Raw genomic sequence first — 20,780 nt, 5'->3', positions numbered from 1 at the left:
AGTCTATTATTTCGCTTCAGATTGAACTGTTTTGATACGAGCGATTTGTTTTTTAACTTCTTTCAAGCGAGCTGTTTGTTCTAATTGACCAGTAGCAGCTTGGAAACGAAGTTCGAACAATTCTTTTTTCAATTCGTTTTCGCGCTTCGCGAGTTCTTCTTGAGAAAGACCACGAAGTTCTTTAACAAATTCTTTTACTTCATTAAGTTTCATGCCTTCTCCTTATTCTGCTTCACGTTTTACGAATTTACATTTAACTGGCAATTTGTGGCTTGCAAGACGAAGCGCTTCGCGAGCAACTTCTTCAGATACACCAGCAACTTCAAACATTACTTTACCACGTTTAACTGGTGCTACCCAACCTTCAGGTGCCCCTTTACCAGATCCCATACGAACCCCGATAGCTTTAGCTGTGTAAGATTTGTGTGGGAAGATTTTAATCCAAACTTTACCACCACGTTTCATGTAACGAGTCATGGCGATACGAGCAGCTTCGATTTGGCGGTTAGTGATCCAGTGGCTAGTTGTAGCTTGAAGACCGTATTCACCGAATGCTACTTCTTTCCCACCTTTAGCTTCACCGCGCATTTTACCACGGAATTCACGACGGTGTTTAACACGTTTAGGTACTAACATTGGTTATTTACCTCCTTTAGTGTTTTTACGAGCTGGAAGAACTTCACCACGGTAGATCCATACTTTAACACCAAGTTTACCGTATGTAGTATCTGCTTCTTCCCAAGCGTAATCGATATCTGCGCGAAGTGTGTGAAGTGGAACTGTTCCTTCAGAGTATCCTTCAGCACGGGCAATATCTGCACCGTTCAAACGACCTGATACTTGAGTTTTAATTCCTTTAGCTCCAGCACGCATAGCACGTTGGATTGCTTGTTTTTGTGCACGACGGAAAGCAACACGTTGCTCCAATTGACGAGCAATTCCTTCACCAACAAGGTGAGCATCCAAATCAGGTTGTTTGATTTCGATGATGTTGATGTGTACTTGTTTTCCAGTCAATTTGTTAAGTTTTGCACGGAGTGCATCAACGTTAGCACCACCTTTACCGATAACCATACCTGGTTTAGCAGTGTGAAGTGAAACGTTAACTTTGTTTACTGCGCGTTCGATTTCAATAGTTGAAACTGCTGCGTCAGCAAGTTCTTTTTGAACGAATTTACGGATTGCAAGATCTTCATGAAGGTAATCCGCGTATTCTTTTTCAGCATACCATTTGGCATCCCAATCACGGATGATGCCGACACGCATACCAATTGGATGTACTTTTTGACCCACGATTTTACCTCCTTATTTTTCTGCAACAGCTACAGTGATGTGAGCTGTACGTTTGTTGATTGGTGAAGCTGAACCCTTCGCACGTGGACGGAAACGTTTCATAGTTGGTCCTTCGTTTGCAAATGCTTCAGATACTACCAAGTTAGCTTTATCCAAACCAAAGTTGTTTTCAGCGTTAGCTACAGCTGAGTTCAAAACTTTCAAGATGATTTCAGCAGCTTTGTTTGGAGTGAATGTCAAAATTGCGATTGCATCGGCTACACTTTTACCACGGATGTTGTCAAGAACAAGACGTGATTTACGAGGTGAAACACGTACTGTGCGAGCCATTGCTTTAGCTGAAGTAATTTCTGCCATTTATGTTCTCCTTATTTTCTACGTGTCTTCTTGTCGTCTGCGGCGTGACCTTTGTAAGTACGAGTTGGTGCAAATTCACCAAGCTTGTGACCTACCATGTCTTCTTGGATGTAAACAGGTACGTGTTTACGTCCATCATAAACTGCGATAGTGTAACCAATGAAACTTGGGAAGATCGTTGAACGACGTGACCAAGTTTTGATAACTTTTTTCTTTTCGTCGTTAGCTTGAGCTTCAACTTTTTTCATCAAATGCTCATCGACGAAAGGTCCTTTTTTAAGACTGCGTCCCATTTTTATATTTTCTCCTTTAAATATAGTACCACAGCGGCTTGCGCTCTCAACGAGCGCTACCGAGCTGGCGGATTATCTAGCGCTTAAGCGACTAATTTTAAATTATTTCTCGTTGCGACGACGAACGATAAGTTTGTCAGATTTCGCTTTCTTGTTACGAGTTTTAAGACCAAGAGCAGGTTTGCCCCATGGAGTTGATGGTGCTTTACGACCAACTGGTGCTTTACCTTCACCACCACCGTGTGGGTGATCGTTAGGGTTCATTACAGAACCACGAACTGTTGGGCGGATACCTTTCCAACGGCTACGTCCTGCTTTACCAAGGTTTACAAGTCCATGTTGTTCGTTTCCGACAACACCAACTGTTGCACGACAAGTTCCAAGAATCATACGAACTTCACCTGATTGAAGACGAACAAGAACGTACTTACCTTCTTGACCCAATACTTGAGCAGAAGCTCCAGCAGCACGTACCAATTCTCCACCACGACCTGGTTTCAATTCGATGTTGTGGATCAAAGTACCAACTGGGATGTTAGCAAGTGGAAGAGCGTTTCCGACTTTGATATCTGCTTCTGGACCTGAAACGATACGTTGACCTACTTCAAGACCTTTTGGAGCGATGATGTATGCTTTCACACCGTCAGTGTAGTGTACAAGAGCGATGTTTGCAGAACGGTTTGGATCGTACTCGATAGTTTTAACAACTGCTTCAACGTTGTCTTTGTTACGTTTAAAGTCAACCAAACGGTAGAAACGTTTGTGTCCACCACCTTGGTGACGAACTGTGATACGACCGTTGTTGTTACGACCAGCCTTGCTCTTCAATGCAACAAGCAATGATTTTTCAGGAGTGCTTGTTGTGATTTCAGCGAAATCCAAAGAAGTCATATTACGGCGACCGTTTGTTGTTGGTTTATAAACACGAATTCCCACGATATTTCCTCCTTAGATTATTCAGCATCAGCTGCAAACAACTCGATTGCTTTTGAATCAGCTGTAAGAGTGATGATAGCTTTTTTAGTTTTGTTAGTAAAACCAGTGTAACGTCCAACACGTTTAGCTTTAGGTTTTACGTTGATTGTGTTAACATTTGCAACTTTAACACCTTCGAAAGCAGCTTCAACAGCTTGCTTGATCAAAAGTTTGTGTGCACGAGTGTCAACTTCAAATACATATTTCCCTGCTTCAAGTTGAGCCATTGAGCTTTCAGTGATAACAGGTTTTTTGATAACATCATACAAATTCATTATGCAAGAACCTCCTCGATTTTAGAGATAGCTGCTTGAGTAACAAGAAGTTTGTCACTATTTGCGATGTCAAGAACACTTGCAGTTGTAGCAGTCGCAACTTTCACGTTTGGAAGGTTACGAGCTGAGAGAGCTGCGAATTCGTTTCCTTCTTCAAGAATAACAAGGACTTTAGAATCGATGCTCAAAGCTGCAAGAACTTTTGCAAATTCAGCAGTTTTTGGAGCTGTAAATTCAAGAGAATCAACGGCTACAAATTTGTTTTCAGCAACTTTCTCTGAGTAAACAGATTTAAGCGCAAGGCGACGAACTTTTTGAGGAAGTTTGTACGCATAGCTACGTGGAGTTGGTCCGAAGACGATTCCACCACCACGCCATTGTGGAGAGCGGATAGAACCTTGACGAGCACGTCCAGTTCCTTTTTGACGCCATGGTTTGCGTCCGCCACCTGAAACAGCTGAGCGGTTTTTAACTGCGTGAGTTCCTTGACGAAGGCTAGCACGTTGGCTGATGATCACATCAAACACAACAGATTGGTTTGGTTCGATACCAAAGATTGCATCGTTAAGAACAACTTCGCCCGCTTGTTTACCAGTTTGGTCGAATAATGTTACATTTGCCATTTTGACTGTATTCCCCTTTCCTTATTATTTACCAGCTTTAACTGCTGACTTGATAGTGATAAGAGATTTCTTAGCACCTGGTACGTTACCTTTGATAAGGATAACGTTCTTTTCTGGAACAACTTGTACAACTTCAAGGTTTTGAATTGTTACGCGGTCGCCACCCATACGTCCTGCAAGGTTTTTACCTTTGAATACGCGGTTAGGTGCAACAGGTCCCATAGAACCTGGACGACGGTGGTAACGAGAACCGTGAGCCATAGGTCCACGTGATTGTCCGTGGCGTTTGATAACACCTTGGAAACCTTTACCTTTAGATGTACCAGTTACATCAACAATGTCTCCAGCTGCGAAAGTTTCAACTGTGATTTCAGCACCAACTTCCAAGCCTTCAACGTTTTTGAATTCACGAATGAAGCGCTTAGGAGCCGTGTTAGCTTTTGCTACATGTCCTTTAGCAGGTTTGTTGCTCAATACTTCGCGTTTGTCATCGAAACCAACTTGGATAGCGTTGTAACCATCTGTTTCAACAGTTTTAACTTGAAGAACAACGTTTGGAGTTGCTTCGATAACTGTTACAGGGATCAATTCGCCAGCTTCAGTGAAGATTTGAGTCATTCCCACTTTTTTCCCTAAGATTCCTTTTGTCATGAGAAAATAGTTCCTTTTCTATATTTTTTATTCAAAAAGTTTTTAACGAGCGTTTTTTATGCTCAAGGTTTCAAACTTTAGATTAAAGTTTGATTTCTACGTTTACACCACTTGGAAGATCCAATTTCATCAAAGCGTCAACTGTTTTTTGAGTTGGGTTGATGATATCGATCAAACGTTTGTGTGTACGCATTTCGAATTGTTCGCGAGAGTCTTTATATTTGTGAGTCGCACGAATAATTGTGTAGAGGCTACGTTCAGTTGGAAGTGGGATTGGACCTGCAACTTCTGCACCTGTGCGAGTAGCTGATTCTACGATTTTAGCAGCCGCTGTGTCAAGCGTACGGTGTTCGTAAGCTTTCAAACGGATACGGATTTTTTTGTTTGCCATCTTTTTCTCCTTTTCGTCTATTTAAGATAATAGGCTAGCTCCACAAGAAAACCGACGCGCGTTGCGTGGCAATGCAACCGAGCGTGTCGCAACCTCTTGCATCAAAGCTAAGGCTGTAATTTACAGCACCATAATAGAATAACACAAAGCCCCTGCGATTGCAAGGGATTTGACAGGATTTTTTTAATTTTTCGAATGAAACTGTTTTCTTATCGCTCCTTATCTCAAATAAGCATAAATGAAGAGCGAATTTTTATTTTTTCTTCTATATAATATTCGTTTTGATCTGAAATTTATCATTTGATTGATTTATCAAGATATCCGCTTTTGACTCGGTTTCTTTATAGTATTGCAGATACTGTTCTCGTCTCATTTGCTGACTAGCCAATATAAAGGACGCATCGCGATTTCTCACAGTCGTATCTCGAGCTAGACGCCTCTTTAATTCTGTCTCTTCATTCGTGTAGAAACAGACAGTTTTGTCAAAGAGTTCCTTGGGTAGAAAACCCACAGACATCCCTTCGACTATCAGAATTGGTTTAGAACCAGACAAGATTTCACTAGCTTTCCAAGGTTCTTCGATTGTCAAGACATCCATACCCGCCTGCAGGGCGAGAATATCTCTCTGCAAACTTGCCAGTTCATGCGCCACTGGCAGACAGGCTGTCACCTTTTGATCAGGTGCTTGCTTTGGTACTACCAGGTGACGTTCTGAGGTGATATAGGGATCTGTTTCTAGCAAATTTACTGTAGTAGAATCTAGGGCTTGATACAATTCCTGAGCGAAGGTTGATTTCCCTGAAGCCCCATGACCGTAAATACCCAGCGTTTTTACTTTTCCGGACTCTATTTCTGATACTAGTCTTTCTATTAAGTCTTTTTTCTTCATTCTCTCTTCACCTGTTCATAGCTTTGCTTCCCATCATTAAGCTTGTCCCAAATAACTACTTTTCCACTTTGCATAGATTTTTGTACATCGATAATTCGTTGATTGGAAGAGCCACGGAATTGAAGCATGAGATTACGCTTGCTTTTATCATACCGTCCATCAACCAAGATATCAATCATTGACAAGAGCTCCAGTTTATCAGGTGTCTCCAACATCATCTCTTCCCATGTGTATCCCGTCCAAGACCAGATATCTTTTTCTGGCAATTCTTTCCGGATACGTTTCACGAGCGGCAAGAGGATTCCTGTATTTAGGAAGGGTTCTCCTCCTAATAAAGTCAAGCCTTGAACATAGGGTTGGGCTAGGTCTACTATGATTTGCTCTTCCAACTCTGGGGTATAAGGTATGCCTGCATTAAAGGACCAGGTCGCAACATTATAACAGCCCTCACAGTGAAACATGCAACCTGCTACATAGAGAGAATTGCGCACCCCCTCTCCATCGACAAAGTTAAAAGCCTTATAGTCAATGATGCGCCCCTGACTGAGTTCTTCACTTTTCCACTCGCCTGGTTTTGGTGTATTCCATGTCATGCTTTCTACTCCAAGTCTATCCAATAGCGCTCCGTTCCATTTCGAACATCCTCCAACTCCCCACCATTAGCTAAGATAACAGCTCGGCTTGCTGGATTTTCTGTGCTACAAGTCACTAAAGCTCGTTTAATATTTTTTCCCTTAGCAACTTGTAGACCTTGTCGGAGGGATTCTTTCGCATAATCCTTACCTCTTTCAGATGGACGAATAGAGTAGCCAATGTGGCCAGCATAATTCAGCAAGCCCTCATTCAGTCTTAATCGCAGATTCAAAAACCCTAAAGCACAACCTACATCATCAAATGATACAAATTGAATAGAAGGAACCCAGTTTTCAGGAATATTGAGTCCCGCTTCCGCTTGAAGATTTTCTTCTAACCACTCTTCATAAACAAAATTCTCAGCATCCCAAAATCCGCCATCGTGGGCTGATTGAGTCTGTTCAAACTCTGCCATCATCTCTAAAACTGTTTCTTTATCTGCCAATCTTGGTCTGCGTAGTTCCATATTCCCCTCCCCGCTATAAGAAAAGCGAGAGGCAACTCTCACTTTTTCTTGTTCTTGTTTAAAAATTGTTCTCTAAGGCTAGCTACTCGGTCTTTTTTATTGACTCCACCCTTTGAATGTTTTTCGTGGAATCGTTGAACCAAGGCCTTGCCTTTATCATCTAATTGATATTTTCCCATGCTATCTCTTTCTAATTTCTTACTTCATGTCCTGCTGTTTTGATAGTAGAACCGTTCATGTGTTTGACACGCGCAGCAATTTCCTTGTGGCGTCCATTAACCATCGGACGCGCTTGTGGGTTCCCAAGATAGCCACAGGTCCGTTTAACCACATCTACTGTTTTAGGATCGTTATTTCCACAGTTAGGACAAGCAAATCCTCTCTCAGTAGGTTCAAAATCTCCTTCAAAATCACACTTGTAGCAACGGTCAATCGGAGTATTGGTTCCTAGATAACCTACACGGTCATAAGCATAGTCCCACACAGCTTCCAAGGCCTTTGGGTTTTGTTGGAGAACAGGATACTCGCAGTAGTGGATAAAGCCACCTGATGCACCTGCTTCTGGATAAACCTTTTCAAAATCTAGTTTTTCAAAAGGAGTTGGATTTTTACGCACATCATAATGGAAGGAATTTGTGTAGTATTCTTTATCAGTAATGTCTGGAATAGAGCCAAATTTCTCTGTATCCAAGCGGCAGAAGCGGTCTGTCAGACTTTCAGATGGTGTTGAATAAATAGAGAAATGATACCCATATTGGTCTGACCACTCTTCCACTCGATGTTTCATATCTCGAATGATATTAAGGGTGAATTCTTTAGCTTCTGGATTAGTTTCCCAATTGTTGCCAAAGAATACTGTCGCTACTTCATAAAGTCCAATGTAGCCAAGCGAAACAGTCGCACGACGGTTCTTAAAGAGCTCGTCAACTCTTTCTTCTTTACCAAGACGACGTCCGAAGGCACCATATTGATAAAGAATTGGTGCATTAGCTGGAGTGGCTTCCTTGGTTCTTTCCACACGGTAAACCAAGGCATCTTCCGCGATATTCATACGCTCATTGAAGATTTCCCAGAACTTGTTCAGGTCGCCTTCGGATTCAAGTGCGATACGAGGAAGATTAACCGTCACGACCCCTAGATTCATACGGCCCGAATTGACTTCTACTCCATTTTCATCCTTCCATCCTTGAAGGAATGAACGACATCCCATCGGAACCTTGAAAGAACCTGTCAACTCGACAATCTTATCATAAGACAAGACATCTGGGTACATGCGCTTGGTTGCACACTCAAGAGCCAACTGTTTGATGTCGTAGTTAGGAGAGCCTTCCTCTAAGTTGAGTCCTCTTTTTAGCGTAAAGATGAGTTTAGGGAAGATGGCTGTTCGATGTTCCGAACCAAGCCCCTTGATACGAATGTTCAGGATTGCCTTTTGAATTTCACGTTCAAAACGACTGGTTCCTAGACCGAAACCAAGAGAGGTAAATGGCGTTTGCCCATTTGATGTAAAGAGGGTATTAATCTCGTACTCTAGAGATTGCATGGCATCGTAGATGTCTTTTTGGGTTTTCTTCCAGGCATATTCTTGGCGCTTATCAGGCAGAACCCATTCCTCCGCATCTTTGAGGTGCTTTTGGTAATTTTTCTCTGCATAAGGAGCCAATACTTCATCGATACGGTCAGCTGAACAGCCCCCATACTGGCTAGAAGCAACGTTTGCGATGATTTGTGAAATCTGCGCTGTCGCAGTCTGGATAGATTTGGGACTCTCTACCTCAGCATTCCCAATCTTAAAACCATTTTCCAACATGCCCTTGAAATCAATCAAACAGCAGTTGGTCATAGGGGTATAGGGACTGTAGTCCAAATCATGATAGTGGATATCTCCTTTTTGATGGGCATTAGCCACATGTTTAGGAAGCATTTGAAGTCCGATGGATTTCCCAACAATCCCTGCCGTCAAATCACGCTGGGTATTAAAAACATCACTATCCTTATTGGCATTTTCATTGACAACTGCCTGATCTTTATTGAGAAGTTTATGAATACTAAAGTTGATATCTGTCGCTTTTGAGCGCTCAAAATCCCTTTGAGTCCGATAGGTGATATACTCCTCGGCCAAGGCGTATTCTTTAGCTTCCAATAACTCATGTTCTACGATGTTTTGGATTTCATAGATTTTTACACCTTGAGGAAAGCGACTATGAATCTCTTCGACGATACGTTCAACTAGGGTACTAAGTCGCTTTTCAACCAAAGGGGTTACATCCATAACCTTTTCAGCTGCCTTATGAAGCGCTTTGTCAATCTTGTCTACATCAAAAATTACACGTCTGCCGTCACGTTTTTCGACGAATAAAGTCGGATCAGGGACAGCCTTCTCTTCCAATACAATCATATCCATACCCTTTTCTTAAATATAATATTGATTCTAAAAAGTATTATATCACTAAAAAAATAAAAATCAATATCTTGTGTTAAAAAATAAAAATTTTTTAAAATTACACAAGATATTGATAGTTTTTATTTTAATTTATAGAGTTTAAAATCTTTGAATTCACTTTGAACCGCTTGATAATTTTCAGCTAAGAGCTGCTCAACTTCTGTCCATAGACTTGTTTTTGTATTCACTACAATCATCTTTGGTTGATTATCTCTCAGATCATTAACAAGTTTGGTACGATTTTCACCAAGTCCTGTATGCAACCTAGGCGAAAGCAACTGACTCGCAGCTAAACGTTCACTAGCCTTATAACTACTTGTCAGATTATCCCAAACATAGATACGATCTGTAGCTTGAGTTTCCCCTTTGACCTTAGCTTCAATGCTTGTGCGCTCTTGATATTGTTCCGCATGAAGTAAATATCGTGATACTAGAGGGGCTGAAAATAGATAAACGAGAGCCAAAATTGGTAGATAGGCATTTCCTTTTACAAAAACTCCCCATACCGAAGTTTCTTCTCTAGATCTTCTACGACGATTCGCTCCTTCTGGCTTCTCTGTAGGAATTCGTGTCAGAAAAAGAAGCGACAAGAAAGGAAGTAACTCAACCATACGACTACCATTGATAAGATCTGTAGAGAAAATTTCTAAAACTAATACCAAAACAACAGCTATTGCAGCAGTGATTGATAAGACTGATTGCTTCAATGGTTTATATTTGAAGAGACCTGTCAATGCAAACGTCAATGCTCCAAGAGCAATTGCTAACAATCCATAAAAGAGGATATTGTCGAGTAATCCCGAGTTAGACGTAAAGTTTAAACTATCTAATGGATAAAGGATTTGACTAATCGCATTTCCAAAGCTACCTTTATAAGCCGTATAATATCCGATTGGATAAAAGAGAATTGAAAAACCAAGGCCCGCTGCAAAAAATTGGTAGACACCATGAGCCAAATTTTTGCGACCAATATTAAAAGCTGTTACAGCAAAAAACAAGACAAAGGCGTACAAAGTTGTAACCAAAGGTGCAAAGAAAAATGCTAGAGCTAAGCTAGCTCCAATACGGATAAATCCTTTGTCAAGGCTTGGTTCTGCCAAATAAGCTGTTACTAAACTCAAGGAATAGAACAAGAATGGGAGTGCAAGAATAGTTGCATAGCCCCCACCAAAACTAAGAGCACTAGCCAGGACATAAAAGACTGTCAACACTTGTTGCGATTGCTTATTTTGTTCCGTCAGATTGTAAGCCGAACGGAAAAGAAAGAATCCGGCACCTACTAAAGCCAACCAATTAAAGACGGCAAATAAAATACTGCCCTTTGTTAAATACTGTAAAAAGTAATAAAGGAGACCACTAGTTCCAAAATAATCTGTGTAGATATCTCCGCTCTGATGCATAGCCCATCCAATATAAAAATCCTGAGATTGCTCCGGACTTATTAACCCTAAGAAGAAGGGTAAAATTACGGACACAAGGACCACTAGAGTACTCAAAATGAGGATATTCAAAAATGGTAAGCGGGCAGGCTGACGAGTTTCAACCTCGAGTTGCTCCTCATTTTCTACTGGAGCATCCTGACTTCCCATCCAAGTTGGAGTTGGTTCGTCTTCTAATCTGCCATATACGTTCATTCGCTCTCTCCTATATTTTAATTTGTTCTAGTATATCAAAAAGTCTAGTTCTTGTCAGCCTTTGGCGGACGTTCGCTCAACTTTTCAGACAAGGTAACAAAGCGTTCAATCTCATAAAAACGATGATATGAAACTCTTTTATAGCGGTCTAAAAAATTTTTTTCTTCTACTGTCAGCATAGTCATTTCTCCTTTTCTCTTAATTCGAAAAATGAAGAAAAAACTAAAAAAACTGAATTCTCAAAATGAGAATTCAGCTTTTTATTTTTAGTCAGCTTTCTTTTCTAAGTTTTTAGAAATGCTTCGATTTTTACCTTCTAAATACACCATAAGAATGGAAATATCTGCTGGGTTTACACCTGAAATACGGCTAGCTTGCCCGATAGTTTCTGGATTGATGAGCTTGAACTTCTGACGAGCTTCAGTCGCGATAGAGTCAATATCATCCCAGTCAATATTCGCTGGAATCCGTTTTTCTTCCATGCGTTTCATCTTGGCAACCTGATCCATGGCTTTTGAAATGTAGCCTTCGTACTTGATTTCTGTTTCAATCAATTCGATAATCTTGTCATCTAACTCTTCAGAAGCAGGTCCGATGAAGGCTACCACATCTTGGTAAGAAACTTCTGGACGGCGAAGGAATTCCTTGGCTGTCACTGCATCGGTCAACGGCTTGAAGCCCATCTCCTCAACCTTGGCATTGGTTTCCTTGACTGGCTTGAGTTTGATGCTGTCTAGGCGCTTCATCTCATTTTCAAATTGATTTTTCTTGATTTCAAAACGAGCCCAACGTTCATCGTCAACAAGCCCAATCTCGCGCCCCATCTCAGTCAAACGCATATCGGCATTGTCATGACGGAGAATGAGACGGTATTCTGCACGACTGGTCAAGAGACGGTAAGGTTCAATGGTTCCCTTGGTCACCAAGTCATCAATCATAACCCCGATATAACCGTCGCTTCGTTTTAGAATTAACTCAGGCTTACCTTGGATTTTCAGCGCTGCGTTGATACCCGCGATAATCCCTTGACCAGCAGCTTCTTCATATCCAGACGTTCCATTTGTCTGACCCGCAGTGAAAAGTCCTGAGATTTTCTTGGTTTCAAGCGTTGCACGCAATTGATGAGGCAAGATCATGTCGTACTCGATAGCATAACCAGTTCGCATCATCTCTGCATTTTCCAAACCTTTGATGGAATGAACCAAGTCACGTTGGACATCCTCAGGAAGACTGGTTGAAAGTCCTTGGACATAAACTTCTTCTGTGTTTCGTCCTTCTGGCTCAAGGAAAAGCTGGTGGCGTTCCTTGTCCGCAAAACGCACAATCTTGTCCTCAATCGACGGACAGTAACGAGGTCCCACTCCCTTAACCACACCTGTAAACATAGGCGCACGATGGAGGTTGTTTTGGATAATCTCATGACTGGTACCATTGGTATAGGTCAACCAGCACGGCACTTGGTCTTTAACATAATCTTCATCGCGTGAAGTGTAAGAGAAGTGATTTGGTGTTTCATCTCCTGGCTGAATCTCTGTCACATCATAGTTGATAGAGGAAGCCTTGACACGTGGAGGCGTTCCTGTCTTGAAACGACCGATTTCAAGTCCAAGTTCCTTGAGATTGTCAGCTAGGTTAATAGAAGCTAGGCTGTGGTTTGGCCCTGATGAGTACTTGAGATCTCCGATGATGATTTCCCCACGGAGGGCTGTCCCTGTGGTCACGATAACAGCCTTGGCAGCATATTCCTGATGGGTAGCTGTACGAACACCGACAACCTTGCCTTCTTCCACCAAGATCTCATCAATCATAGTTTGACGAAGGGTTAGATTTTCTTGATTTTCAACCGTCTTGCGCATTTCCTTAGAGTAAAGTTCCTTATCAGCCTGCGCACGAAGGGCACGGACAGCTGGTCCCTTCCCAGTGTTGAGCATCTTCATCTGGATGTAACTCTTGTCAATGGTCTTAGCCATTTCGCCACCAAGGGCATCTACCTCACGCACGACAATCCCCTTGGCAGAACCACCAATAGACGGATTACAAGGCATGAAAGCCAACATTTCAATGTTGATAGTCGCAAGCAAGACCTTGCAACCCATACGGCTCGCAGCTAGGGAAGCTTCGACCCCAGCATGTCCCGCACCGATTACAATAATATCGTATTCTTCCGTAAAATTATAAGTCATTTTCTCTCCTATTCTTCAAGGTGAATGTGTCTTAGTTGGCCGTCCCAATCTGGCAGGGCTGTTTTTAAAAAGGCTGGAACTAGTTGGAAATCCTCAAGCTTTTCCAAGTCAATCCACTCACAGGGTTGCCTTTTCTCATCTTCCTGCATGGTCAATGGGGCGTCCTCAAGTAAGTCTACCAGATAATGAAACTCGATGTTGTGATAGGAAACACCGTCCTGTTCAAAACGATTTTCAACCACGAAAGCTAGTGGCCCAGCTTGAGCTTTAACACCCAGTTCTTCCCTCACTTCGCGGACTACCGCGTCTTCCGTGCTTTCATTTACTTGGATCGCACCGCCAATAGTGTAATACTTGCCCTTATCTTTGGTGACTAGGAGCTTGCGGTTTTGAAGAATCAAAGCTGTCGCCCGAACGCCAAAAACCGTATCCCCCACTTTTGTCCGAAAGTCTTGTTGAGTCATGTTGTCCTTTCCTTTAAACGACACAAAAACAGTCAAAACTCGTAAGAAGTGCAGGACAAAAAAGCCTGCAACATCCATGAGCTTTGACCATCATTTCTATTGCTTTTATTATTGTAGCAAATTGAGAACATTTGTCAATCTAAATGTACTGACAAACCTTGCCATCACGGTAAGCATTATCAATCAAACCGCCACCGAGACACTCTTCACCGTCGTAAAAGACAACTGCTTGTCCTGGTGTAATGGCGCGTTGTGGCTCCGCAAAGATGACCTCTGCCTTATCTCCTTTGACATGTACAGTCACTTTAGAGTCAGGCTGACGATAGCGGAATTTAGCCGTGCATTCTAGCGTAAATTCCTCTGGCATATCACGAGTAAAGTGAACCTGACTGGCTTCTAAGCTAGTTGACATAAGCGAATCATGGTAGAAACCTTGGCCTACATAGAGGATATTCTTGCTCAGGTCTTTTCCAACAACGAACCAAGGAGCATTGTCACCGCCGTGTTGTCCACCGATACCGAGTCCGCCACGCTGACCGATCGTATAGTACATCAGACCAGCATGCTCACCCATATCGCGACCATCTACAGTCATCATTCGACCAGGTTGAGCTGGCAAGTAGTTGCTGAGAAATTCTTTAAAGTTCTTTTCTCCAATAAAGCAAATCCCTGTTGAATCTTTCTTCTTAGCAGTCGCAAGGCCTGCTTCTTCTGCTAGTCTGCGAACTTCAGGCTTTTCCAAATGTCCCAATGGGAACATAGTCTTTTGTAATTGTTCTTGTGAAAGTTGACTGAGGAAATAGGTCTGGTCTTTGCCATTGTCCACGCCACGAAGCATGTGAACGATACCATCCTCATCACGCGCCACTCGGGCATAGTGCCCAGTCGCTACATAGTCTGCTCCCAAGGTCATGGCATAGTCCAAAAAGGCCTTAAACTTGATTTCCTTGTTACACATAACGTCTGGATTTGGCGTGCGTCCTGCACGGTATTCCGCTAGGAAATACTCAAAAACGCGGTCCCAGTACTCTTTTTCAAAATTTACAGAGTAGTAAGGAATGCCAAGTTGATCTGCTACCGCAGCCACATCCTTGTAATCTTCGGTCGCCGTACAGACGCCGTTTTCATCTGTGTCGTCCCAGTTCTTCATGAAGATACCGATCACATCGTAGCCCTGTTCTTTGAGCAAGAGAGCCGTCACCGACGAATCAACACCACCACTCATCCCCACGACAACACGTGTCTTAGAGTTATCACTCATGGTATGTCTCCCATCTATTCGTTTATTCACGATTGAAGGTCGTGTTTGCTATCACGATTGAAGGTCGTTTGAGCAGTTTTCATTATAACATGCTTGATTAGAGAAGACAAGGAAGATGCTGACAAACCTAGCCACCTCATTTATAAATACATGAAGATAGGATACAAAAAAGTCAATCCATTCCTAAATCTCTATTCTCTTTAAAAACTTATTTTTAAAATCAACTAAAAATGATATACTTTAATAAGGAGGAATGCGCACATGATTCCATATATACACCATCATCCGTGTGCGTAGAACAAATGTGAACAATTACAAAGATATTCTAAAATCAAAAAATACTATTTTTATTATTACACTTATTGCAGGTATTGGACTTTTGACAGGCTTAGTCCTCCATCAAGAAAAAATCCAAGCAGAGAGAGGGAATGTTGCTCTCATCAAACAACAAAAAAATCAACAAGATGTCGAACAAGTAAAAAACGCCATTAAAGACTTCAATATTGATTCTGAAACCATTATAGAAGATTGGAAAAAAATTCAAGAATTAAAACCAACTACTGATGAAGGCAAAAAGACATTAGCAGACTTTCTCGCTTCTACTGCCGATAAAGTCACAAATCATTATAGTGAAAAAGCTTTGAAATTAGATATAAAGGATTCTGATAGCCATTTTCAAGATAAACAAACACTTGAGACAGCCATCACTTCCTTGCAAAAAATAATAGACATCATTAAAAACATTAATTCTGCCAGCGACCAAGTTGCTCTTGAAGAAAAGACAAAACCAATTCAAGAACTAATCTCTAAATTCCAAAAACAAGTTGAAACCTTGACCAAAAAAGAAGAACAAAAGTCTAACCATACTGAAACGACTAGTAACGTTCAGGGAGTAGAAAACTACAATTCAGAAGATAGCAACTACACTCCAACCTACACTGAATCATATGGAAGCATAAATAATTCTCAAGCACCTGCAACTGAGCAATACTCGTCTGATAGTGCTGGCAGTGAAGGAAATCATAGTGTTGACACACAAGGTCAACCTTCTAATTCTTCCAGTTCTCAAGTAGAGTCTAATAACCACAGTGATTAGACTGAATTTCACGAAACAAACCGTTCATCTTACTAATTCGAGTGAAAAATTCTGTAAACATCATCAGCATTAATGAATCTACCATCACTAATCTCTAAAAAATTGTCTTTCATCAAAAGGCATACAAAAAGAGCCTTTCAAGGCTCTTATTTTTATTTCTTAGTACCAACCGTTGTTAAGCCAGAAGTTCTTAGCAGCTGTCCATGAACCGTAACGTCCTGAAACGTAAGCATCTGCTACACGTTCTTGGTTTTCTGCTGAATAGTCACCGTTCAAGTATGAATCTGTCAATTGGTAACGTCCGATGTAGCGTCCGTTTGTAGCTGTGTAGCTACCACCTGATTCTTTTTGAGCAATCCATTCTTTCGCTTCTGCTTCAGATCCGCTTACAGTCGCAGCTGGTGTTGTGCTCTCTTCTGCTACTGGGGCTGGTGTTGCAGCTGCTGGGGCAGAAGTTTCTTCTACTGCTGGAGTTTCTTCTGCAGTCGCTGGGGCTGGTGTTGAAACCGGAGCTTCAGTATTTGCAGATGGTGCAGGAGTTGTCGTTGCAGGAGTCGCCGCTACTACTGGAGCTTCTCCTTCAATAACTAAAACTTGGTCAACATAGATGAGGTCAACGTTTTTAATGTTGTTCAATTTAGCCAATTTTTCAACTGTTGTGTTGTAAGTCTCAGCAATTTCTGATAGAGTATCTCCAGGTTTAACTGTATAAGTTTTTGATTCTTGTGCAAAAGTAAGTGATGGTGCAAGGAAAGCAAGTACAACTGCAAATCCTGCAAGTTTAGTCTTAATGTTTAATTTCATTTAAAAAAGTTCTCCTTTTTTCTTATACTACCATGATACCTTTCTAATGTTACTATTTGTTAACGAATTTGTGTAGAAATGTTACAAAACTGTGATTTATTTACTTAAAAAAGCCCTTTTTTGTTACAAAACCCTTGTTATTAAAGCTTTTTAATCTTTTTATATATTTCAGAAAGTAATTAAGCACTTACATCTAATCTTTGCTATAATAGAAGTAAGAATCTTTTTAAGGGGAAACAGATGCAATCACTTCGTTTTCAATCTGTCTTTGATATCATTGGACCAGTAATGATTGGGCCATCTAGTAGTCACACTGCAGGAGCTGTTCGTATCGGTAAAATCGTTTCATCTATCTTTGATGATACTCCAACTGAGGTTGAATTCCAGCTTTTTAACTCTTTTGCAAAAACCTATCGTGGACACGGGACAGACCTTGCCCTTGTAGCTGGTATTTTGGGAATGGATACGGATGATCCTGAAATTCCAAATAGTTTAGAAATTGCCCATAAGCGTGGCATTAAAATCGTGTGGACCATCCAAAAGGACAGTAATGCTCCCCACCCAAATACTACGAAAATCACTGTTAAGAACGATCGTAAGACTATCAGCGTAACAGGAATTTCAATCGGCGGTGGAAATATCCAGGTGACAGAATTAAATGGTTTTGCCGTATCTCTCAACATGAACACCCCTACCATCATCATCGTTCATCAGGATGTTCCAGGTATGATTGCTCATGTGACTGAGGCTCTTTCTCGCTTTGGTATCAATATCGCTCAGATGAATGTAACTCGAGAAAAAGCTGGCGAGAAAGCAATCATGATTATTGAAGTTGATAGTCGCAACTGTGAAGAATCTATCGAAGAAATTCGGAAAATTCCTCATTTGCACAATGTCAATTTCTTTCAATAGGAGAAAATATGTTTTACTCTATCAAAGAATTAGTCGAACAAGCCGAACTTGATTTCCAAGGAAATGTTGCTGAGCTCATGATTACTACTGAGTATGAGCTAACTGGTCGTGAGCGAGAAGAAGTTCTCCTCCTCATGGAACGTAACCTCGAAGTCATGAAAGCTTCCGTCGAGCTTGGTCTCAGCGAAAAGAAATCTCGTAGCGGTTTGACTGGTGGTGATGCAGCTAAGCTCGACCACTACATCAAAAAAGGAAAGACCTTATCAGACTTCACTGTCTTGTCTGCCGCCCGTAACGCCATTGCCGTTAATGAGCACAATGCCAAGATGGGCCTTGTGTGTGCGACACCAACTGCAGGTAGCGCAGGTTGTCTTCCTGCAGTTCTCACATCTGCTATTCAAAAGTTAGATTTAACGCATGAACAACAACTAGATTTTCTCTTTGCTGCCGGTGCTTTTGGGCTCGTCATTGCTAATAACGCTTCTATCTCGGGAGCCGAAGGAGGCTGTCAAGCCGAAGTTGGATCTGCCTCTGCCATGAGCGCTGCTGCCCTAACTCTAGCTGCAGGTGGAACTCCTTATCAAGCGAGTCAGGCTATCGCCTTCGTTATCAAAAACATGCTCGGTCTTATCTGCGATCCCGTTGCAGGTTTGGTTGAAGTCCCTTGTGTTAAGCGTAATGCTATGGGGGCAAGTTTCGCCTTCATCGCAGCTGATATGGCTCTAGCCGGTATCGAATCAAAAATCCCGGTTGACGAAGTCATTGATGCCATGTACCAAGTAGGCTCTAGCCTCCCAACTGCCTTTCGTGAAACTGCCGAAGGTGGTCTCGCAGCCACACCGACAGGCCGTCGCCTTCAAAAAGAAATCTTCGGCGAATAATTTCAAGATTACTAGGAGAATCAATGTCATCTCTATCAGCCATCTTTTTCGACTTAGATGGAACCCTTGTGGACAGCTCTATCGGTATTCACAATGGCTTCACCTATACTTTTGAACAACTGGGAATTCCTAGTCCAGATGCAAAAACCATCCGTGGTTTTATGGGACCTCCTTTGGAAACTAGTTTCGCTAGTTGCTTACCAACTGAGCAGATTGAGTCAGCTATCCAGCTTTATCGCTCCTATTATAAGGAAAAAGGAGTCTACGAAGCTCAGCTCTTTCCACAAATCAAGGAACTACTCACTGAACTAGCTCAACAATATCCTCTCTATATCACGACAACAAAAAATACTCCGACAGCAGTCCATATGACAGCTAATTTTGAAATCGATCACTTCTTTGACGGCATCTATGGTTCAAGTCCTCAAGCGGTGCATAAGGCAGATGTCATTCATCAAGCTTTGACAACTCATAAATTGGATCCAGAAAAAGTGGTCCTTATCGGAGATACTAAATTTGATATGATTGGCGCCCAAGAAACTGGCATTAAAAAACTAGCGGTTACTTGGGGATTTGGTGAAGAGGAAGAGTTGATGAGCTACCATCCTGACTGGGTCGCACATCAACCAGCAGACATTTTACGTCAACTATAATTGAAACCCTAAACAAAAAACACTCCAATTAAATTGGAGTGTTTTTTAACTTTTTGATAATAAAATACAAGAAGTCCAAAACAGATTCAACCGTAAAACAAGAATCTCTTAGTTCTTATCTGATTCTTCGAACGGTGTATCTTCGATGGCTTCTTCATTTTTGACTGCTTGAGATTCACTATAGTTTACCACTTCAGTTTCTTTTGTCGGCATAGCGAAAAGAATCAAAAGAGCTAGCCCTCCCATTGGGGCAAAGCGAAGGAAGATAAAGGCCCAGTGGAATCCGGCATCACGCAAACGGCGAACTGATATAGCCAAAGTCGGTACTAAGATTGCTAGGTAGAAAACTGCATAAATAATAGCAACTAAACCAAAAACCATGAAAATAGCCTCGCTGGCTGAATCGCTCACTGAATCCATCACAGTACTAAGATATACAATGTAGAAATAGATAATCCAGAAAGGAATAGAAAGGATGAGGTTTCCTAGCCAAACCCACCAGAAATCTGGACGCGTCGAACGACCGGTGAACTCTGCATAATTCTTAAAAAAATTCTTATACGCGTTAATCATATGATACTCCCATTTTTTATTTTATCAGTAGATACTAAACTGTACAGTTATAGAACACTCCCAAATCTAGTAAAAGGCCTGGGAGTGTTAGCCAATTATTCGACAAGACTGAAAATTCTTCGTCCTTGTAGCATTCTTCAGATAGTTGAACTTATATTTAATCCTTTGTCGGCATAGCTAGGAGTATCATAAGAGCGATACCTCCAACAAATGGAACAAATGCTACGAAAATGAGTGCCCAATGGAAACCAGCATCACGCAGACGACGAACTGTCAATGCAAGTTGAGGCAAGAAAAGTGCCAGACCAAAAATGAAATAAATAAATATGAAAAGACCCAAAGTCGTAATAGCAGCTTCGCTATCTGGATTTGCTATTGCACTACCGTAGACTATGTCAAAAGGAATAGAAAGGATAATGTTTGCCAACCCAATCCACCAGTAATCAGGACGTGTTGAACGTCCAGAGAAATCTACATAACCTTTAAAGAAATTTTTAATTGCGTTAATCATATGATACTCCCAACTTTTATTTTATCAGTAGATACTGTACAGTTATAGAACACTCCCAAATCTAGTAAAAGACCTGGGAGTGTTAGCAAATTATTCGACAAGATTGAAACTTCTTCGTTCTTGTAGCATTTTTTCAGATAGCTGAACTTAGTGTTAGTCCTTTGTTGGCATAGCTAGGAGCACCAAAAGTGCGATACCTCCAACCATTGGAATAAAAGCAACGAAGATGAGCGCCCAATGGAAACCAGCATCACGTAGACGACGAACTGTCAGTGCTAGTCCAGGCAATAAAACTGCTAGTCCAAAAATGAGATAGACAAATCCGATTAAGCCCAAAGTCATAATAGCAGCTTCGCTATCTGGATTTGCCATTGCAGCACCGTATGCCATGTAGAAAGGAATAGAAAGGATAATGTTTGCCAACCAAATCCACCAGTAATCTGCGCGAGTTGAACGTCCTGAAAAATCTACATAACCTTTAAAGAAATTTTTAATTGCGTTAATCATAAGTTACTCCCT

The 20,780-nt window shown here is 41.5% G+C and carries 28 protein-coding genes; 4 read left to right on the top strand and 24 right to left on the bottom strand.

Annotated features, from left to right (window positions below; translation table 11 throughout):
* Positions 1-6: 6 nt before the first annotated feature.
* The 20 genes from rpmC to mnmA all read right to left on the bottom strand — a co-directional run bounded on the left by rpmC (position 7) and on the right by mnmA (position 14,831).
* Entirely contained in the window at positions 7-213 is a 207-nt protein-coding gene (gene rpmC, locus LG369_RS08020; RefSeq protein WP_000772918.1) for a 50S ribosomal protein L29, read from the bottom strand.
* A 9-nt stretch (positions 214-222) separates the two neighbouring features.
* Entirely contained in the window at positions 223-636 is a 414-nt protein-coding gene (rplP, locus tag LG369_RS08015; protein WP_002928793.1) for a 50S ribosomal protein L16, read from the bottom strand.
* A 3-nt stretch (positions 637-639) separates the two neighbouring features.
* Positions 640-1,293 carry a 30S ribosomal protein S3 gene (rpsC, locus tag LG369_RS08010; protein ID WP_000529936.1) on the bottom strand — a complete coding sequence of 218 codons (654 nt, stop codon included), beginning with the start codon at positions 1,291-1,293 and terminating at the stop codon, positions 640-642.
* Between the two features lie 12 nt (positions 1,294-1,305).
* On the bottom strand, positions 1,306-1,650 hold the full coding sequence (gene rplV, locus LG369_RS08005) for a 50S ribosomal protein L22 (protein WP_000818137.1): 345 nt from the start codon (positions 1,648-1,650) through the stop codon (positions 1,306-1,308).
* Between the two features lie 11 nt (positions 1,651-1,661).
* On the bottom strand, positions 1,662-1,943 hold the full coding sequence (gene rpsS, locus LG369_RS08000) for a 30S ribosomal protein S19 (RefSeq protein ID WP_000533766.1): 282 nt from the start codon (positions 1,941-1,943) through the stop codon (positions 1,662-1,664).
* A gap of 102 nt (positions 1,944-2,045) precedes the next feature.
* Complete coding sequence (rplB, locus tag LG369_RS07995; RefSeq protein ID WP_000512910.1) at positions 2,046-2,879, bottom strand: 50S ribosomal protein L2; 834 nt, start codon at positions 2,877-2,879, stop codon at positions 2,046-2,048.
* Between the two features lie 17 nt (positions 2,880-2,896).
* On the bottom strand, positions 2,897-3,193 hold the full coding sequence (locus LG369_RS07990) for a 50S ribosomal protein L23 (protein ID WP_070677850.1): 297 nt from the start codon (positions 3,191-3,193) through the stop codon (positions 2,897-2,899).
* Positions 3,193-3,816, bottom strand: a complete 624-nt coding sequence (gene rplD, locus LG369_RS07985; protein ID WP_000024549.1) for a 50S ribosomal protein L4 — start codon at positions 3,814-3,816, stop codon at positions 3,193-3,195. Before rplD ends, LG369_RS07990 begins: the two co-directional genes overlap by 1 nt.
* 24 nt (positions 3,817-3,840) lie before the next feature.
* Complete coding sequence (rplC, locus tag LG369_RS07980; RefSeq protein WP_004251088.1) at positions 3,841-4,467, bottom strand: 50S ribosomal protein L3; 627 nt, start codon at positions 4,465-4,467, stop codon at positions 3,841-3,843.
* An 82-nt stretch (positions 4,468-4,549) separates the two neighbouring features.
* Positions 4,550-4,858 carry a 30S ribosomal protein S10 gene (gene rpsJ / locus LG369_RS07975; protein ID WP_001284511.1) on the bottom strand — a complete coding sequence of 103 codons (309 nt, stop codon included), beginning with the start codon at positions 4,856-4,858 and terminating at the stop codon, positions 4,550-4,552.
* A 265-nt stretch (positions 4,859-5,123) separates the two neighbouring features.
* On the bottom strand, positions 5,124-5,747 hold the full coding sequence (locus LG369_RS07970) for a uridine kinase (protein WP_004251086.1): 624 nt from the start codon (positions 5,745-5,747) through the stop codon (positions 5,124-5,126).
* Positions 5,744-6,340: an anaerobic ribonucleoside-triphosphate reductase activating protein gene (gene nrdG, locus LG369_RS07965; protein ID WP_004251085.1), complete on the bottom strand. Its 597-nt coding sequence runs from the start codon at positions 6,338-6,340 to the stop codon at positions 5,744-5,746. Before nrdG ends, LG369_RS07970 begins: the two co-directional genes overlap by 4 nt.
* Positions 6,341-6,345: 5 nt before the next feature.
* Positions 6,346-6,846 carry a GNAT family N-acetyltransferase gene (locus LG369_RS07960; RefSeq protein WP_004251074.1) on the bottom strand — a complete coding sequence of 167 codons (501 nt, stop codon included), beginning with the start codon at positions 6,844-6,846 and terminating at the stop codon, positions 6,346-6,348.
* Between the two features lie 38 nt (positions 6,847-6,884).
* Entirely contained in the window at positions 6,885-7,025 is a 141-nt protein-coding gene (locus LG369_RS07955) for a hypothetical protein (RefSeq protein WP_000521611.1), read from the bottom strand.
* Positions 7,026-7,036: 11 nt separating this feature from the next.
* Complete coding sequence (gene nrdD / locus LG369_RS07950) at positions 7,037-9,244, bottom strand: anaerobic ribonucleoside-triphosphate reductase (protein WP_070677873.1); 2,208 nt, start codon at positions 9,242-9,244, stop codon at positions 7,037-7,039.
* Positions 9,245-9,369: 125 nt separating this feature from the next.
* Positions 9,370-10,923 (bottom strand): damage-inducible protein CinA, encoded by a 1,554-nt coding sequence (locus tag LG369_RS07945; RefSeq protein WP_070677844.1) that lies wholly within the window; start codon positions 10,921-10,923, stop codon positions 9,370-9,372.
* Between the two features lie 44 nt (positions 10,924-10,967).
* Complete coding sequence (locus tag LG369_RS08515) at positions 10,968-11,102, bottom strand: hypothetical protein (protein ID WP_024054483.1); 135 nt, start codon at positions 11,100-11,102, stop codon at positions 10,968-10,970.
* An 87-nt stretch (positions 11,103-11,189) separates the two neighbouring features.
* Entirely contained in the window at positions 11,190-13,106 is a 1,917-nt protein-coding gene (gene mnmG / locus LG369_RS07940) for a tRNA uridine-5-carboxymethylaminomethyl(34) synthesis enzyme MnmG (protein WP_225750770.1), read from the bottom strand.
* Between the two features lie 8 nt (positions 13,107-13,114).
* Complete coding sequence (locus LG369_RS07935) at positions 13,115-13,570, bottom strand: NUDIX hydrolase (protein WP_070677840.1); 456 nt, start codon at positions 13,568-13,570, stop codon at positions 13,115-13,117.
* Positions 13,571-13,709: 139 nt separating this feature from the next.
* The gene (gene mnmA / locus LG369_RS07930; RefSeq protein ID WP_070677838.1) at positions 13,710-14,831 is read right to left on the bottom strand and encodes a tRNA 2-thiouridine(34) synthase MnmA; all 1,122 of its coding nucleotides are present in this window, start codon (positions 14,829-14,831) and stop codon (positions 13,710-13,712) included.
* Between the two features lie 304 nt (positions 14,832-15,135).
* Between mnmA and LG369_RS07925 the strand changes: the two genes are divergently transcribed.
* Positions 15,136-15,927, top strand: a complete 792-nt coding sequence (locus tag LG369_RS07925) for a hypothetical protein (protein WP_070677872.1) — start codon at positions 15,136-15,138, stop codon at positions 15,925-15,927.
* Positions 15,928-16,086: 159 nt separating this feature from the next.
* Here LG369_RS07925 and LG369_RS07920 read toward each other — a convergent pair whose 3' ends face one another.
* Positions 16,087-16,731: a LysM peptidoglycan-binding domain-containing protein gene (locus LG369_RS07920; protein ID WP_049494420.1), complete on the bottom strand. Its 645-nt coding sequence runs from the start codon at positions 16,729-16,731 to the stop codon at positions 16,087-16,089.
* Positions 16,732-16,971: 240 nt separating this feature from the next.
* Here LG369_RS07920 and sdaAB point away from each other — a divergent pair, with 240 nt between their 5' ends.
* From sdaAB to LG369_RS07905, 3 genes are read left to right on the top strand one after another with little or no spacing between them, the layout of a single operon-like run.
* The gene (gene sdaAB, locus LG369_RS07915) at positions 16,972-17,643 is read left to right on the top strand and encodes an L-serine ammonia-lyase, iron-sulfur-dependent subunit beta (RefSeq protein ID WP_004251057.1); all 672 of its coding nucleotides are present in this window, start codon (positions 16,972-16,974) and stop codon (positions 17,641-17,643) included.
* An 8-nt stretch (positions 17,644-17,651) separates the two neighbouring features.
* Complete coding sequence (gene sdaAA, locus LG369_RS07910) at positions 17,652-18,524, top strand: L-serine ammonia-lyase, iron-sulfur-dependent, subunit alpha (protein ID WP_004251056.1); 873 nt, start codon at positions 17,652-17,654, stop codon at positions 18,522-18,524.
* Between the two features lie 23 nt (positions 18,525-18,547).
* Positions 18,548-19,177, top strand: coding sequence for an HAD hydrolase-like protein (locus tag LG369_RS07905; RefSeq protein WP_004251054.1), 630 nt, complete (start codon positions 18,548-18,550; stop codon positions 19,175-19,177).
* A 108-nt stretch (positions 19,178-19,285) separates the two neighbouring features.
* Here the strand turns inward: LG369_RS07905 and LG369_RS07900 are convergent, their stop codons facing one another.
* From LG369_RS07900 to LG369_RS07890, 3 genes are all read right to left on the bottom strand, one after another.
* The gene (locus tag LG369_RS07900) at positions 19,286-19,750 is read right to left on the bottom strand and encodes a DUF805 domain-containing protein (RefSeq protein ID WP_004251052.1); all 465 of its coding nucleotides are present in this window, start codon (positions 19,748-19,750) and stop codon (positions 19,286-19,288) included.
* A 157-nt stretch (positions 19,751-19,907) separates the two neighbouring features.
* Positions 19,908-20,261 carry a DUF805 domain-containing protein gene (locus tag LG369_RS07895; protein WP_004251050.1) on the bottom strand — a complete coding sequence of 118 codons (354 nt, stop codon included), beginning with the start codon at positions 20,259-20,261 and terminating at the stop codon, positions 19,908-19,910.
* A gap of 153 nt (positions 20,262-20,414) precedes the next feature.
* Positions 20,415-20,768 carry a DUF805 domain-containing protein gene (locus LG369_RS07890; RefSeq protein WP_004251045.1) on the bottom strand — a complete coding sequence of 118 codons (354 nt, stop codon included), beginning with the start codon at positions 20,766-20,768 and terminating at the stop codon, positions 20,415-20,417.
* Positions 20,769-20,780: the final 12 nt, after the last annotated feature.

Origin of the sequence: Streptococcus sp. Marseille-Q4154, from assembly GCF_916700545.1 — a bacterium.
GTDB classification, from domain to species: Bacteria; Bacillota; Bacilli; order Lactobacillales; family Streptococcaceae; genus Streptococcus; species Streptococcus infantis_I.
Note: the sequence above shows the minus strand (reverse complement) of the source record. Positions and strands in the feature narration are given on the sequence as shown.

Bases quoted from the DNA above. Each gene is read 5' to 3' on its own strand.
- rpmC (WP_000772918.1), bottom strand. From the start codon at position 213: ATGAAACTTAATGAAGTAAAAGAATTTGTTAAAGAACTTCGTGGTCTT.
- rplP (WP_002928793.1), bottom strand. From the start codon at position 636: ATGTTAGTACCTAAACGTGTTAAACACCGTCGTGAATTCCGTGGTAAA.
- rplV (WP_000818137.1), bottom strand. From the start codon at position 1,650: ATGGCAGAAATTACTTCAGCTAAAGCAATGGCTCGCACAGTACGTGTT.
- rpsS (WP_000533766.1), bottom strand. From the start codon at position 1,943: ATGGGACGCAGTCTTAAAAAAGGACCTTTCGTCGATGAGCATTTGATG.
- LG369_RS07990 (WP_070677850.1), bottom strand. From the start codon at position 3,193: ATGAATTTGTATGATGTTATCAAAAAACCTGTTATCACTGAAAGCTCA.
- rplD (WP_000024549.1), bottom strand. From the start codon at position 3,816: ATGGCAAATGTAACATTATTCGACCAAACTGGTAAACAAGCGGGCGAA.
- rplC (WP_004251088.1), bottom strand. From the start codon at position 4,467: ATGACAAAAGGAATCTTAGGGAAAAAAGTGGGAATGACTCAAATCTTC.
- rpsJ (WP_001284511.1), bottom strand. From the start codon at position 4,858: ATGGCAAACAAAAAAATCCGTATCCGTTTGAAAGCTTACGAACACCGT.
- LG369_RS07970 (WP_004251086.1), bottom strand. From the start codon at position 5,747: ATGAAGAAAAAAGACTTAATAGAAAGACTAGTATCAGAAATAGAGTCC.
- nrdG (WP_004251085.1), bottom strand. From the start codon at position 6,340: ATGACATGGAATACACCAAAACCAGGCGAGTGGAAAAGTGAAGAACTC.
- LG369_RS07960 (WP_004251074.1), bottom strand. From the start codon at position 6,846: ATGGAACTACGCAGACCAAGATTGGCAGATAAAGAAACAGTTTTAGAG.
- LG369_RS07955 (WP_000521611.1), bottom strand. From the start codon at position 7,025: ATGGGAAAATATCAATTAGATGATAAAGGCAAGGCCTTGGTTCAACGA.
- nrdD (WP_070677873.1), bottom strand. From the start codon at position 9,244: ATGATTGTATTGGAAGAGAAGGCTGTCCCTGATCCGACTTTATTCGTC.
- LG369_RS07945 (WP_070677844.1), bottom strand. From the start codon at position 10,923: ATGAACGTATATGGCAGATTAGAAGACGAACCAACTCCAACTTGGATG.
- LG369_RS08515 (WP_024054483.1), bottom strand. From the start codon at position 11,102: ATGCTGACAGTAGAAGAAAAAAATTTTTTAGACCGCTATAAAAGAGTT.
- mnmG (WP_225750770.1), bottom strand. From the start codon at position 13,106: ATGACTTATAATTTTACGGAAGAATACGATATTATTGTAATCGGTGCG.
- LG369_RS07935 (WP_070677840.1), bottom strand. From the start codon at position 13,570: ATGACTCAACAAGACTTTCGGACAAAAGTGGGGGATACGGTTTTTGGC.
- mnmA (WP_070677838.1), bottom strand. From the start codon at position 14,831: ATGAGTGATAACTCTAAGACACGTGTTGTCGTGGGGATGAGTGGTGGT.
- LG369_RS07920 (WP_049494420.1), bottom strand. From the start codon at position 16,731: ATGAAATTAAACATTAAGACTAAACTTGCAGGATTTGCAGTTGTACTT.
- sdaAB (WP_004251057.1), top strand. From the start codon at position 16,972: ATGCAATCACTTCGTTTTCAATCTGTCTTTGATATCATTGGACCAGTA.
- sdaAA (WP_004251056.1), top strand. From the start codon at position 17,652: ATGTTTTACTCTATCAAAGAATTAGTCGAACAAGCCGAACTTGATTTC.
- LG369_RS07905 (WP_004251054.1), top strand. From the start codon at position 18,548: ATGTCATCTCTATCAGCCATCTTTTTCGACTTAGATGGAACCCTTGTG.
- LG369_RS07900 (WP_004251052.1), bottom strand. From the start codon at position 19,750: ATGATTAACGCGTATAAGAATTTTTTTAAGAATTATGCAGAGTTCACC.
- LG369_RS07895 (WP_004251050.1), bottom strand. From the start codon at position 20,261: ATGATTAACGCAATTAAAAATTTCTTTAAAGGTTATGTAGATTTCTCT.
- LG369_RS07890 (WP_004251045.1), bottom strand. From the start codon at position 20,768: ATGATTAACGCAATTAAAAATTTCTTTAAAGGTTATGTAGATTTTTCA.